The following is a 13,573-nucleotide window of genomic DNA, read 5'->3' on the forward strand; positions in this document are numbered from 1 at the left end:
AGACGTCACGGGAGTTAAACGGAATCTGCCAGCAGTTTACTGGCCGCCATACCCACTTTGCGTACAGCGTCTTCGATCTGCGGTGTAGGCTTTGCAGCGTAGTTCATGCGCAGGCAGTTACGGTACTTGCCCGAGGCCGAAAAAATACTGCCCACTGCGATCTGAACGCCCTGGTCCAGCAACGCGCGATTGAGGCGCAGGCTGTCAAACCCCTCCGGCAGCTCAAGCCAGAGCATAAAACTGCCCTGGGGCCGGCTGGCGCGGGTGCCGGGCGGAAAGTAACGACTGATCCAACCCAGCATCAGGTCGCGATTGCGCTGATACTGGCTGCGCATTTTGCGCAGGTGCGGCTCGAAATGACCGTTTTTCAAAAAATCTGCAACCGCCAGTTGCGGCTGCGGCGCAGTAGAGCCGGTGCTGATGTATTTCATATGCAGCACCCGCTCCAGATAACGCCCCGGCGCAACCCAGCCAACGCGCAAGCCGGGGGCCAGGGTTTTGGAGAAAGAACTGCACAGCAGGACACGACCGTCATCGTCGAAGGATTTAATGGTGCGCGGGCGAGGGTAGGTGTAGGCCAATTCGCCGTACACATCGTCTTCAATGATTGCCACATCAAAACGCTGGGCCAGGGTGACCAGCGCCCGCTTGCGGGCCTCGGGCATGATATAGCCCAGCGGGTTATTGCAACTGGGGGTGAGCTGGATGGCCTTGATCGGCCACTGTTCCAGGGCCAGTTCCAGGGCTTCGAGGCTGATACCCGTCAGTGGATCGGTGGGGATTTCCAGGGCTTTCATACCCAGGCCCTTGAGGGTTTGCATGGCGCCGTGAAAGCTCGGCGAATCCACCGCGACGATATCCCCCGGCTCGCACACGGCGCGAATGCTGCACGACAACGCCTCATGGCAGCCGGTGGTGATCACCAGATCTTCTGCGCCCAGCTGGCAGCCCGAATCGAGCAACAGCCGCGCCAGTTGCTCGCGCAGGCCCAGCACACCGTAGACGTTGTCGTAATACAGACCGGGCAAATCCAGACGCCGGCTGATCTGCGCCAGGCTGCGCAACAACGGCTTGATGGTCGGCGTGGTGACATCGGGCATGCCGCGCCCCAGCTGGATCACGTCCTTTTGTGGCACCGAGCGCACCAGTTCCAGCACCTGTTCCCATTGTGAAATTTCCACCGGGCGCTGCGCCGGTTTGCCCATGCCCGGCAGGGCGGGCAGCTCACGCTCCATCGGCACAAAGTACCCGGACTTGGGCCGCGGCGATGCCAGGCCATTGTCCTCCAGCAACCGATACGCCTGCTGCACCGTGCTCAGGCTCACGCCGTGCTCGGCGCTTAACGCGCGTACAGAAGGCAAACGGTCGCCAGGGCGATAAAAGCCTTGTTCGATGCGTGTGCCAAGCAGGTCGGCGAGGTTGACGTAGAGGGTCATGGGCAGGGCTCCTGCAGGGTTGACCAGTACAGATAGGGCTAAAACCGAGGATTCAGCGCCTGAAATGCCGAATCTGTATGCACTTAAAAGGACTTTGCTGAATCTGTCATGGTTTTGAGCAGACGGCCATCATGCTGACTCATGGCAATTGAGTCAAAAGGAGCTGTCTGATGAATGGTTTGAGCGATGTGCGCCTGACGCTGCACAGCCAACAATTACTGGCCGAGCATGAAACCCGTGAAGTCACCAGCATCCCGACCGGCCTTGGGTTGTGGGGCCTGTTTTGCCACCGCGCCCGCAGCCGCCGCGTACTGCTGAACCTGGACGAACAACAGCTGCGTGACGTGGGCCTGAGCCGTGAAATGGCTCAGCGTGAAGGCTGCAAGCCGTTTTGGCGTTCATGACTGCAACGCCTGTGGGAGCGGGCTTGCCCGCGATGGGAGCGCCGCGGTGTGTCGGCTACACCGGGGGGGCTTGATCGCGGGCAAGCCCGCTCCCACAGGTTTAACGCAGTTCTTTTAACCGGTGCCACAGCATCCCCAGCGCCAGCAACGGCGAACGCAGGTATTTGCCGCCGGGGAAGGTGATATGCGGGACTTTGGCGAACAGATCAAAACCGTCACTGTGCTGGCCACTGATGGCTTCGGCCAGCAACTTGCCCGCCAGGTGAGTGGCATTGACCCCGTGCCCCGAGTAAGCCTGGGCGTAATACACATTGGGTTGGTCTGGCAGGCGGCCAATCTGTGGCAAACGGTTGGCACCAATGCCGATCATGCCGCCCCACTGGTAATCGATTTTTACATCCTTGAGATGGGGGAACACCTCAAGCATTTTCGGACGCATATACGCCGCAATATCCTGCGGGTCACGGCCCGAATAATGACAGGCGCCCCCGAACAGCAAGCGTCGATCCGCCGAAAGCCGGTAGTAGTCCAGCGCCACTCGCTGATCGCACACGGCCATGTTTTGCGGCAGCAAAGCGTGCGCCTGGGCCTCGCTTAACGGTTCGGTGGCGATGATGTAACTGCCCGCAGGCAGCACTTTGCCACTGAGCTGCGGGTTCAAGTCCTTGAGGTAAGCATTGCAACCCAACACCAGGCTTTTGGCCCGCACCGTGCCCTGGGCCGTGTGCACCCGCACCTCAGGGCCATAATCAATGCGGGTCACGGCGGAATTTTCAAACAGCTTTACACCCAGTTGTGCCGCCGCTGCGGCTTCGCCCAGCGCCAGGTTCAACGGATGCAAATGCCCCGAGCCCATATCGACAAAACCGCCAACATAACGGTCCGAACCCACCACGGTATGTACTTCATTGGCCTGCAACAGGCGGGTTTCGTGGCGATAGCCCAGGTCGCGCAGCTCCTGGGCTTCTTCGGCAAAACCTTCAAGGTCACGGGGCTTGTTGGCCAGGTCGCAATAGCCCCAGGTCAGGTCGCAGGCAATATTGAAGCGCTCGACGCGCTGGCGCACGATTTCCACGGCCTCCAGCCCCATCAGCTTCATGTGTCGTACACCGTCCTTGCCGATGATGCCTTCAAACTGCTCAAGGCCATGACCGACACCGCGAATCAACTGGCCGCCATTGCGCCCGCTGGCGCCCCAGCCGATCTTGTGCGCTTCCAGCAAGACCACGCTCATGCCGCGCTCGGCCAGCTCCAGGGCCGTGTTCAGGCCGGAAAAGCCACCGCCCACCACACACACATCCGCCATCAGCTCGCCCTGCAGCACCGGGTGATCGGGTTGCGGCAGGCTGCTGGCGGCGTAATAAGAAGCGGTGTGCTGGCTGCGCTGAACTGGGGCGTTCATGTGCGTAATCCTGATTATTGATGTTTGGAAAATTTGACGGAGCATAAGCCGTGCCATTCCCGCGGGGCAAGAACAGCCGAATGGCCCTGTCTAGTGCAGGGGTTTTCAGGCAGACTCTGCGGCCTTTTCAAAATCGGTACGTTCTGGATGAGCTGCAACAGCCACAAGATCCGCTTTCTCAGGCAGCAAATCCCCTCGTTCGACTGCGTGCCGGGTTGCCATGACTGCTGCGGGCCTGTGACCACTTCATCCGAAGAAATGGCCCGCTTGCCACGCAAGACGGCGGCCGAGCAGGAAGCGGCGATGGATGAGCTGAACTGTGTGCATCTGGGGCCCAATGGCTGCACGGTGTATGAAGAGCGGCCACTGATCTGTCGGCTGTTCGGTACGACGCCCACCTTGCCGTGCCCCAATGGCCGACGCCCGGTAGAGATGATTCACCCCAGTGCAGAGAAGCTGGTGCATGAATACATCGCCAGCACGCGGCAGGTGTTGGTCTAGATCAAAAGCCCCTCACCCTAACCCTCTCCCGGAGGGAGAGGGGACTGACTTGCGCTGTTTTTGAAATCGCGTGCGGTCGGCTCCCTCTCCCTCGGGAGAGGGCTGGGGTGAGGGGCCGCTGTTAATCCGCAATCGGCAGATTCAGGCTCTCTTTCACTTCTTCCATCACGATATAGCTCTTGGATTCGCGCACATGGGGCAGCTTGAGCAGGATGTCGCCCAGCAGCTTGCGGTATGAAGCCATCTCGCTGATCCGCGCTTTCACCAGATAGTCAAAATCCCCCGACACCAGATGACATTCCAGCACATGTGGCAATTTCAGCACGGCCCGTCGGAATTCGTCGAAGGTATCGCCTGACTTGTAGTCCAGGCTGATCTCCACAAACACCAGCAGGCTGCCCTGCAAGTGCTGCGGGTTGAGCCGGGCGTTGTAGCCCATGATGATCCCTTCGCGTTCCAGCCTGCGCACCCGTTCGGTACAGGGCGTTGTGGACAGCCCGACCTTCTCGCCCAGCTCGGTAAACGAGATGCGGCCATCGACTTGCAGGATGCGCAAAATGTTGCGGTCTATCTTGTCCAGTTCACGCTTTGTTTGATGATTTGTACGCATAGGAGATTCTCCTCCGTGAAAAGCGATTCGCCCGGGAATTGTCGCCAAATATAGCTGCTTATACAGTGAATTCCACTAGCCAATGCTTCATATACTGCGCTCATCTTCGCTCTGAACAATAAACGTCTGCGGCTGGCCGCGATGAGGGATATAAATATGCGAGTTATGGTATTGGGTGGCGGCGTTATTGGTACTGCCAGCGCCTATTATCTGGCCCGAGCCGGTTTCGATGTGGTCGTCGTGGACCGTCAGCCAGCCGTTGCAATGGAAACCAGCTTTGCCAACGCCGGCCAGGTGTCTCCGGGCTACGCTTCGCCGTGGGCTGCACCGGGTGTGCCGCTCAAGGCCATCAAATGGCTGCTCGAACGCCACGCGCCTCTGGCCATCAAGGCCACGACCAGCATTGACCAGTACCTGTGGATGGCCCAGATGCTGCGCAACTGCACCGCCAGCCGCTACGCCGTGAACAAGGAGCGCATGGTCCGCCTGTCCGAGTACAGCCGTGACTGCCTCGATGAACTGCGCGCCGAAACCGGTATTGCCTACGAGGCCCGCAACCTCGGTACTACGCAACTGTTCCGCACCCAGGCCCAGCTCGATGGCGCCGCCAAGGACATCGCGGTCCTGAAAGAATCCGGCGTACCGTTCGAACTGCTCGACCGTGCTGGCATTGCCCGGGTTGAGCCTGCACTGGCCAGCGTCACCGATATCCTGGCCGGCGCCCTGCGCCTGCCGAATGACCAGACTGGCGACTGTCAGATGTTTACCACCCGCTTGGCTGAAATGGCCAAGAACCTGGGTGTAGAGTTCCGCTTCGGCCAGGATATCCAGCGTCTGGACTACGCAGGCGACCGAATCAATGGCGTGATGATCGACGGCAAACTCGAAACCGCCGACCGCTATGTACTGGCACTGGGCAGCTACTCGCCGCAGATGCTCAAGCCGCTGGGCATCAAGGCTCCGGTTTACCCGCTCAAGGGTTATTCGCTGACCATTCCGATTACCAATTCGGACATGGCCCCGACCTCGACCATTCTCGACGAGACCTACAAGGTCGCGATCACCCGTTTCGACAATCGCATCCGCGTTGGCGGCATGGCTGAAATCGCCGGTTTTGACCTGTCGCTGAACCCGCGTCGACGCGAAACCCTGGAGATGATCGTCAACGACCTTTATCCTCAGGGCGGTGATCTGAGCCAGGCCAGCTTCTGGACCGGCCTGCGTCCGACCACCCCGGACGGTACGCCGATTGTTGGCGCGACCCCGTTTAAAAACCTGTTCCTGAACACCGGTCATGGCACACTCGGTTGGACCATGGCCTGCGGTTCCGGTCGTTTCCTTGCGGACGTAATGGCCAAGAAGACCCCGCAAATCAGCGCCGAAGGCCTTGATATTTCCCGCTACGGTAACCACCAGGAGACTGCAAAACATGGCAATCCAGCGCCAGCTCACCAATGAACGCATGAGCCAGATCGTTACCCATAACGGTACTGTCTACCTGTCCGGGCAAGTCGGCGACGACATGAACGCCGGGGTCGAGCAGCAAACCCGTGAAACACTGGCCAATATCGAGCATCTGCTGGACCTGGCGGGCACCGACAAAAGCCGCATCCTGTCGGTCACCATCTACCTCAAGGACATCGATGCCGATTTTGCCGGCATGAACAGCGTCTGGGACCAGTGGCTGCCAAAAGGTGTAGCGCCGGCCCGAGCGACCGTCGAAGCCAAGCTGTGCGAACCTGAAATTCTGGTCGAATTATCTGTTGTGGCAGCACTGCCCTAGTAGTTTGATCATGTAACAGTCCCTCTTGCGGTGCGGCACGCGGTTCACGCTGCGGGTTTGCACCGTTTTTTTATTCAATTGCCGTTAGAAGCCCGCCGCCATGCGCCCAGCCCGTGCCCTGATTGACCTGCAAGCCCTGCGTCACAATTACCAACTGGCGCGTGAAGTCACGGGGGCCAAGGCCCTCGCTGTAATCAAGGCCGATGCTTACGGCCACGGGGCCGTTCGCTGCGCCCAGGCCCTTGAAGCCGAAGCCGACGGCTTTGCCGTTGCCTGCATAGAAGAAGCACTGGAGCTGCGTGCCGCCGGTATTGGCGCACCCATCCTGCTGCTCGAAGGTTTTTTTGAAGCTGATGAACTGCCGCTGATCGTCGAACATGACTTCTGGTGCGTGGTGCATTCGCTGTGGCAGCTCGATGCGATCGAGCAGGCCCGCCTCGCCAAACCGCTCCACGTATGGCTGAAACTGGACAGCGGCATGCACCGCGTCGGTTTGCACCCCAATGATTACCAGGCGGCCTACCAGCGCCTGCAGGCCAGTGCCAATGTGGCGAAAATCGTGCTGATGAGCCACTTTGCCCGCGCCGATGAACTCGATTGCACCCGAAGCGTAGAGCAAGTCGCTGTGTTCCTGGGCGCTCGCGCCGACTTGACGGCAGAAATCAGCCTGCGTAACTCGCCAGCTGTACTCGGCTGGCCACGGGTGCCAAGTGACTGGGTACGCCCGGGGCTGATGCTGTATGGCGCCTCGCCATTTGAAGAACCCCAGGCCACTGCATCACGTCTGCAACCGGTGATGACCCTGGAGTCCAGGGTGATTTGCGTGCGCGAATTGCCCGCCGGTGAACCAGTGGGCTACGGTGCCAAATTCATCACCCCGAAGCCGATGCGCATTGGCGTGGTGGCAATGGGTTATGCCGACGGTTATCCGCGCCAGGCACCCACCGGTACCCCGGTGCTGGTGGACGGTGTGCGCAGCCAGTTGCTGGGCCGGGTGTCGATGGACATGCTGTGCATCGACCTAACCGATGTACCGCAAGCCGGCCTGGGTTCGACGGTCGAGTTATGGGGCAAAAACATTCTCGCCAACGAAGTGGCAACCGCAGCAGACACCATTCCTTACCAGATTTTCTGCAACCTTAAACGCGTGCCACGCCTCTATTCCGGTAGCTGACAGGTTGTATCCAATGTACGGGGGCAAATGGGTACCCGGGTTTGAAGTCGAAGTGTTGTAAATACTGAACGCTATCGCCATCATGGCGGCTTCTCGACTTGAATCTGCCCCAGGAGGCTCCCGCATTGGACGTCGGTGAACGACTGCAATCCATCCGCAAACTCAAAGGCCTGTCGCAGCGTGAACTCGCCAAGCGCGCGGGCGTCACCAACAGCACCATTTCGATGATCGAAAAGAACAGCGTGAGCCCGTCCATAAGCTCCCTGCGCAAAGTGCTGAGTGGCATCCCCATGTCCATGGTCGAGTTTTTTTCCGAAGAGATCCTTCAAGAAAACCCAACTCAAATTGTCTACAAAGCCAATGAGCTGATCGACATTTCCGACGGTGCCGTGACCATGAAACTGGTCGGCAAGGCGCATCCGAGCCGGGCCATTGCATTTCTCAACGAGATTTACCCACCGGGCGCCGATACCGGGGACGAAATGCTGACCCATGAAGGCGAAGAAACCGGGATTTTGGTGGAAGGTCGCCTAGAGTTAACCGTGGGTCTTGAGACCTTCGTGCTGGAAGCCGGTGACAGCTATTATTTCGAAAGCTCCAAACCGCACCGTTTTCGCAATCCGTTCGACGTCGCGGCGCGACTAATCAGCGCAGCCACCCCGGCGAACTTCTAAGAACAGAGGCGCCCTGCCTGTTTGCAGAGGCACCCGTAGATGCATTTCGCCAGCTCTATTCCCCCTTTGTCTTTAGGGTTGTTTCAGAGAGGCGGGCTAACCGTTATACTTTTGCCGCCCGCGAAACCGTGGTTGTGGGCGTGAATAGCCACCATTGAGGGTGAACGCGTGAACCTAATTATGAAAATGCTGGCCGTACCAGCAGCAGTAGTGGCCCTTTGGGCAGTCAACGCTCAGGCAACAACGAACGATGACATTGCAAAACGTCTTGAGCCAGTGGGTAAAGTCTGTGTTCAAGGGCAGGAATGCAAAGGGATGGAAGTGACTGCTTCTGTAGGCGGTGGTGGTGGCATGACACCAGACGATATTATTGCCAAGCACTGCAGTGCTTGCCACGGCACCGGCTTGTTGGGCGCACCGAAAATCGGTGACACCGCGGCCTGGAAAGAGCGCGCCGATCACCAGGGCGGCCTTGATGGCATCCTGGCCAAGGCCATCACCGGTATCAACGCCATGCCGCCAAAGGGCACTTGCATGACCTGTACCGATGAAGAGCTTAAAGGCGCCATCGAGAAGATGTCCGGCCTCAAATAAGCCGAACGTCCCTGAAAAAGCCGCTGATGGGCGGCTTTTTTGTGCCCGGGATTTGGGGTGGATCGCACCAACTGTTCTTTATCACGTCTATATTCAAGGATGGATAAGGAGAGTCAGATGGTGCAGCCCTGTTCGATCGAACGCGCAGTCGATGATGTGCTGGCGCGGTTACCGATACATATTCACCTTGGTCTGCCACTGGGTCTGGGCAAGGCGAACCGCTTCGTCAATGCGCTTTATCAGCGAATCAAACTGCTGCCCGAGCGCCAGCTGACGATCTATACCGCCCTGAGCCTGGGTCGCCCAGCGCTTGGCGATGGTTTGCAGCGGCTGTTTCTGGAGCCTTTTGTCGAGCGGGTATTTGGCGATTACATCGAGCTGGATTACCTCGCCGATCTGCAGCACAACCGCATGCCCGCCAATATCCACGTTGAGCAGTTCTTTATGCAGCCGGGCAGTTTGCTCAACAGCCCGGCGGCCCAACAGGATTACGTCAGCAGCAATTACAGCCACGCGGCTCGCGACATCAATGCCAGCGGCCTGAACCTGGTGGCCCAGCTGGTGGCCCGCCACCCCGGGGATGCCACGCGTCTGAGCCTGAGCTGCAACCCCGACATCACCCTCGATCTATTGCCCATGATTGCCAGGCGGCGAGCGGCGGGCGAGACCATTCTGATGCTGGGCCAGGTACATGAAGACCTGCCGTATATGCCCGGTGACTCGGAATTGAGCATCGACGATTTTGACTTGCTGATCGACGAAGATGAACGCACTACGTTGTTTTCAACCCCCAGCATGCCGGTCAACCTGCAAGACCATATGATCGGCTTGCACGCCAGCACCCTGATCCGTGACGGCGGTACGCTGCAGATTGGCATTGGCTCGATGGGCGATGCCCTGAGCGCAGCTTTGCTCGCACGCCAGGGTGACAACGAGGGCTATCGCGCCCTGCTCGACGATATCGATACCACCCCGTGGCACACGCTGATCGAGCGCGAAGGTGGCGTCGAGCCTTTTGCCCATGGCCTGTACGGTTGCAGCGAGATGTTTGTCCACGGCCTGATGGTGCTGGCAGATGCCGGGATTGTGCGACGCAAGGTCTACCCCGATGTCGAACGCCAGGCCCAGGCCAATGCCGGCACCCTGGATGAAAGCCTGCATGAAGACGGAGTCAGCATCCACGGCGGTTTTATTCTCGGCCCCCGCGACTTTTACCAGCGCCTTAGGGAATTGCCCCACAGCAAGCGTTGCGAATTCAACATGACTGCCATCAGCTATATCAACGAGCTGTACGGCCAGGAAGAGTTGAAGCGCTTGCAACGGCGCGATGCGCGCTTCGTCAACAGCGCTTTCACCGCCACCTTGCTCGGTGCTGCGGTGGCCGATCAGCTTGAAGACGGCCGGGTGCTTAGCGGGGTCGGCGGGCAATACAACTTTGTTGCCCAGGGCCACGCCCTGCATGATGCCCGCTCGGTGATCATGCTGCGCAGCTGGCGTGAGTCAGGCGGGGAGGTGAGTTCCAATATTGTCTGGGAGTACGGCCACTGCACGATCCCGCGGCATTTGCGCGACATTGTGGTCACTGAATACGGGATTGCCGACCTGCGCGGCAAAACCGACAGCAAGGTGATCGAAGCGCTGCTCAACATTACCGACTCACGCTTTCAGACCGAGCTGACGACGCAGGCGCAATTGATGGGCAAATTGCCCAAGGATTTCTGCCTTGACCCGCGTTTTGCCGACAACAGCCCGGAACGCTTGCAGGGGATAGCTGCCAGGCACCCGCACTTGTTCCCTGAGTACCCGCTGGGCAGCGATTTCAGCGCGCAGGAGCAAGACCTGCTGCGAGCGTTGAATTGGCTCAAGAGCAAATTCAAGCTCACGCAGATTTACCAGTTGGGCAAGGCCACGCTAGACGCGCCGTCGCCGCAGGCCTTCCCCGAACACCTGGCGCGTATGCAGCTCGCACAGCCCGACGGGTTGCGCGATGAGCTGTACCAGCGTTTGCTGCTGGCGGGGTTGCAGGCCACCGCGAAAAGCCATTGACGCGCCTTTCGTAGCAGCTGCCGCCAGGCTGCGTTCGGCGGCGCAGCCGTCGTAAACCCTGCAATCACGGTTGTTCGGATAGACCGCGACGACCGGGTTTACGAGCGCTTCGCGCTCGAACGCAGCCTTCGTTCCTCGGCAGCTGCTACGGGCTGAATGGGTTACTCGATAAAGGTCACTTTACCGCCCGCCAGGGATTTGACCCGGGCCAGGGATTCAACGCGGTAGCCCTGTGCATCCAGTTCGGCACGGCCGCCCTGGAACGACTTCTCGATCACGATACCCAGGCCGGCAACGGTGGCGCCCGCCTGCTTGATGATCGAGATCAGCGCTTGCGACGCCTTGCCGTTGGCCAGGAAATCATCGATCACCAGAACGCGGTCGCTGCTTTGCAGGTGACGCGGGGAGATCGCAACGGTGCTTTCGGTCTGCTTGGTGAACGAATACACCGTGGCCGACAGCAGGTTTTCTGTCAGGGTCAGGGACTGGTGCTTACGCGCGAAAATCACAGGTACACCCAAGTTCAAGCCAGTCATCACGGCAGGGGCGATGCCCGATGCTTCGATAGTGACGATCTTGGTGATGCCCGAATCCTTGAACAAACGCGCGAACTCGTCGCCGATCTCTTTCATCAGCTGAGGGTCGATCTGATGGTTCAAAAAGGCATCGACCTTCAAAACCTGATCGGAAAGCACGATGCCTTCTTCGCGAATTTTCTTGTGCAGTGCTTCCAACGTAACGTCCTCAAATAGCGCTTATGCGCTGAAGGTAGAGTGAAAAATAGTCGATTTTAGCGTTTTAGCATGGCGCGTATATCGGCCAATGCCGTATTGCCGCGAACCGCTTTGACTTCGGTAGGGGTATCGTCGTTGCCTTCCCAGGCCAGATCGTCCGGTGGCAACTCATCGAGGAAGCGGCTTGGCGCGCAATCAATGATCTCGCCGTACTGCTTGCGCTTGGCCGCGAAGGTGAACGCCAGCGTCTCACGGGCACGGGTAATGCCCACGTAGGCCAGACGGCGTTCTTCTTCAATGGTGTCTGCTTCAATGCTGGAGCGGTGCGGCAGGATTTCTTCTTCCATGCCCATGATGAACACGTAGGGGAATTCCAGGCCCTTGGAGGCGTGCAAGGTCATCATCTGCACGCCTTCGGCACCGTCTTCCTCTTCCTGCTGGCGCTCAAGCATGTCGCGCAGTACCAGCTTGCCGATGGCTTCCTCGATGGTCATGGCGCCGTCTTCGTCTTTTTCGAGGGTGTTTTTCAACGCCTCGACCAAGAACCAGACGTTGGACATACGGTAGTCCGCCGCCTTGTCGCTGGAACTGTTGGTGCGCAGCCAGTTTTCGTAGTCGATGTCCATGATCATGCTGCGCAGCGCCGCTATCGGGTCTTCGCCCGAACAGTGCTCGCGCACGCGGTCCATGAAACGCTTGAAGCGCACCAGACGATCGGTAAAACGCGCATCCAGATGCTCGCCCAGGCCGATTTCATCGGTGGCGGCATACATCGAGATTTTGCGCTCGGTCGCGTAGTTGCCGAGCTTTTCCAGGGTAGTCGAACCGATCTCGCGACGCGGGACGTTGATCACGCGCAGGAAGGCGTTGTCGTCATCCGGGTTTACGATCAGGCGGAAGTAAGCCATCAGATCTTTGACTTCCTGACGCCCGAAGAAGCTGTTGCCGCCCGATAAACGATATGGGATCTGATGGTGCTGCAGCTTCAGCTCGATCAGTTTGGCCTGGTAGTTACCGCGGTACAGAATCGCAAAGTCGCTGTACGGGCGGTCGGTGCGCAGGTGCAGGGTGAGGATTTCGACGGCAACGCGCTCGGCTTCGGCGTCTTCGTTGCGGCAGCGGATCACCCGCACTTCGTCACCGTGACCCATCTCGCTCCACAGCTGTTTTTCAAACTCGTGGGGGTTGTTGGCAATCAGGATATTGGCGCAGCGCAGGATACGGCTGGTGGAGCGGTAGTTTTGCTCCAGCATCACCACTTTCAAGGACGGATAATCGTCCTTGAGCAGCATCAGGTTTTCCGGGCGGGCGCCGCGCCAGGCGTAGATCGACTGGTCATCGTCACCTACTACGGTGAACTGGTTACGCTTGCCGATCAGGTATTTGACCAGCAAATACTGGCTGGCGTTGGTGTCCTGATACTCGTCCACCAGCAGGTAACGCACCTTGTTCTGCCATTTTTCCAGAATGTCGGCGTGTTCTTCGAACAGTTTGACCGGCAGCAGGATCAGGTCGTCAAAATCCACCGCGTTGTAGGCCTTGAGCGTGCGCTGGTAGTGGGTGTAGACGATGGCTGCCGTCTGCTCCTTGGGGTTGCGCGCGTTTTCCAGGGCCTGGGGCGGCAGGATCAGGTCGTTTTTCCACGAGCCGATCATGTTCTTGATTTCGTCGACCCCGTCGTCGCCCGAGTATTCCTTTTGCATGATGTCGGCCATCAGCGCCTTGACGTCAGCCTCGTCAAAGATCGAGAAACCCGGCTTGTAGCCCAGCCGTGCGTGCTCCTTACGGATAATGTTCAGGCCCAGGTTGTGGAACGTACACACCGTCAAGCCGCGGCCTTCACCCTTTTTGAGCAGGGTACCGACACGCTCTTTCATCTCGCGGGCGGCTTTGTTGGTGAAAGTCATGGCGACGATGTACTGGGCACGGATGCCACAATTCTGGATCAGGTGCGCGATTTTTCGGGTAATCACGCTGGTTTTGCCGGAGCCTGCGCCGGCGAGCACCAATAGAGGGCCGCCGACGTAGCTCACGGCTTCTTGCTGCCGGGGATTGAGTCGGGACATGACGAGATCAGGGGTCGTGTGTAAAAAGGGCGGGCATTTTAACAGGCTGAGCGAATATTGCTGCCTCTGTGCGACGGTGTGACATGCCAGAGCATCTATATTTGCCGCTTTTGTTACTTTCGAGCAGGATGCTGAGAGCATTTACAGCT

Annotated in this window: 13 protein-coding genes; 8 read left to right on the forward strand and 5 right to left on the reverse strand. The window is 58.8% G+C overall.

What is annotated here, in order from left to right; genetic code table 11:
• Window positions 1–14: 14 nt before the first annotated feature.
• Window positions 15–1,436, reverse strand: coding sequence for an aminotransferase-like domain-containing protein (locus BLU25_RS15670; protein WP_083369715.1), 1,422 nt, complete (start codon window positions 1,434–1,436; stop codon window positions 15–17).
• 170 nt (window positions 1,437–1,606) lie between these two features.
• Here BLU25_RS15670 and BLU25_RS15675 point away from each other — a divergent pair, with 170 nt between their 5' ends.
• A complete protein-coding gene (locus tag BLU25_RS15675; RefSeq protein WP_016782684.1) occupies window positions 1,607–1,840 on the forward strand; it encodes a DUF1127 domain-containing protein in 234 nt (77 codons plus the stop codon).
• 100 nt (window positions 1,841–1,940) lie between these two features.
• On the opposite strand, the gene BLU25_RS15680 is transcribed toward BLU25_RS15675, so the two are convergent.
• Entirely contained in the window at window positions 1,941–3,242 is a 1,302-nt protein-coding gene (locus BLU25_RS15680) for an NAD(P)/FAD-dependent oxidoreductase (protein WP_016782683.1), read from the reverse strand.
• Between the two features lie 147 nt (window positions 3,243–3,389).
• On the opposite strand from BLU25_RS15680, the gene BLU25_RS15685 reads away from it, so the two are divergent.
• Window positions 3,390–3,743, forward strand: coding sequence for a YkgJ family cysteine cluster protein (locus tag BLU25_RS15685; protein ID WP_016782682.1), 354 nt, complete (start codon window positions 3,390–3,392; stop codon window positions 3,741–3,743).
• 121 nt (window positions 3,744–3,864) lie between these two features.
• Here BLU25_RS15685 and BLU25_RS15690 read toward each other — a convergent pair whose 3' ends face one another.
• On the reverse strand, window positions 3,865–4,353 hold the full coding sequence (locus tag BLU25_RS15690) for an Lrp/AsnC ligand binding domain-containing protein (protein WP_016782681.1): 489 nt from the start codon (window positions 4,351–4,353) through the stop codon (window positions 3,865–3,867).
• Between the two features lie 156 nt (window positions 4,354–4,509).
• Here BLU25_RS15690 and dadA point away from each other — a divergent pair, with 156 nt between their 5' ends.
• The 6 genes from dadA (at window position 4,510) to BLU25_RS15720 (ending at window position 10,624) form a co-directional block, all read left to right on the forward strand.
• Window positions 4,510–5,811 (forward strand): D-amino acid dehydrogenase, encoded by a 1,302-nt coding sequence (gene dadA / locus BLU25_RS15695; protein WP_029611630.1) that lies wholly within the window; start codon window positions 4,510–4,512, stop codon window positions 5,809–5,811.
• Window positions 5,783–6,136: a RidA family protein gene (locus BLU25_RS15700; protein WP_016782679.1), complete on the forward strand. Its 354-nt coding sequence runs from the start codon at window positions 5,783–5,785 to the stop codon at window positions 6,134–6,136. The genes dadA and BLU25_RS15700 overlap by 29 nt, the downstream gene beginning before the upstream one ends.
• A gap of 100 nt (window positions 6,137–6,236) precedes the next feature.
• Window positions 6,237–7,310: an alanine racemase gene (gene alr, locus BLU25_RS15705; RefSeq protein ID WP_083369716.1), complete on the forward strand. Its 1,074-nt coding sequence runs from the start codon at window positions 6,237–6,239 to the stop codon at window positions 7,308–7,310.
• Between the two features lie 125 nt (window positions 7,311–7,435).
• A complete protein-coding gene (locus tag BLU25_RS15710) occupies window positions 7,436–7,984 on the forward strand; it encodes a cupin domain-containing protein (RefSeq protein WP_016782677.1) in 549 nt (182 codons plus the stop codon).
• 180 nt (window positions 7,985–8,164) lie between these two features.
• Window positions 8,165–8,578 (forward strand): c-type cytochrome, encoded by a 414-nt coding sequence (locus BLU25_RS15715; protein ID WP_029611629.1) that lies wholly within the window; start codon window positions 8,165–8,167, stop codon window positions 8,576–8,578.
• 117 nt (window positions 8,579–8,695) lie between these two features.
• Window positions 8,696–10,624, forward strand: coding sequence for an acetyl-CoA hydrolase/transferase C-terminal domain-containing protein (locus tag BLU25_RS15720; protein ID WP_083369717.1), 1,929 nt, complete (start codon window positions 8,696–8,698; stop codon window positions 10,622–10,624).
• A gap of 161 nt (window positions 10,625–10,785) precedes the next feature.
• Here the strand turns inward: BLU25_RS15720 and BLU25_RS15725 are convergent, their stop codons facing one another.
• Window positions 10,786–11,358, reverse strand: coding sequence for a xanthine phosphoribosyltransferase (locus tag BLU25_RS15725; RefSeq protein ID WP_016782674.1), 573 nt, complete (start codon window positions 11,356–11,358; stop codon window positions 10,786–10,788).
• Between the two features lie 56 nt (window positions 11,359–11,414).
• Window positions 11,415–13,424 (reverse strand): DNA helicase Rep, encoded by a 2,010-nt coding sequence (rep, locus tag BLU25_RS15730; protein WP_016782673.1) that lies wholly within the window; start codon window positions 13,422–13,424, stop codon window positions 11,415–11,417.
• Window positions 13,425–13,573: the final 149 nt, after the last annotated feature.

This window comes from Pseudomonas fragi (assembly GCF_900105835.1).
GTDB classification, from domain to species: domain Bacteria; phylum Pseudomonadota; class Gammaproteobacteria; order Pseudomonadales; family Pseudomonadaceae; genus Aquipseudomonas; species Aquipseudomonas fragi.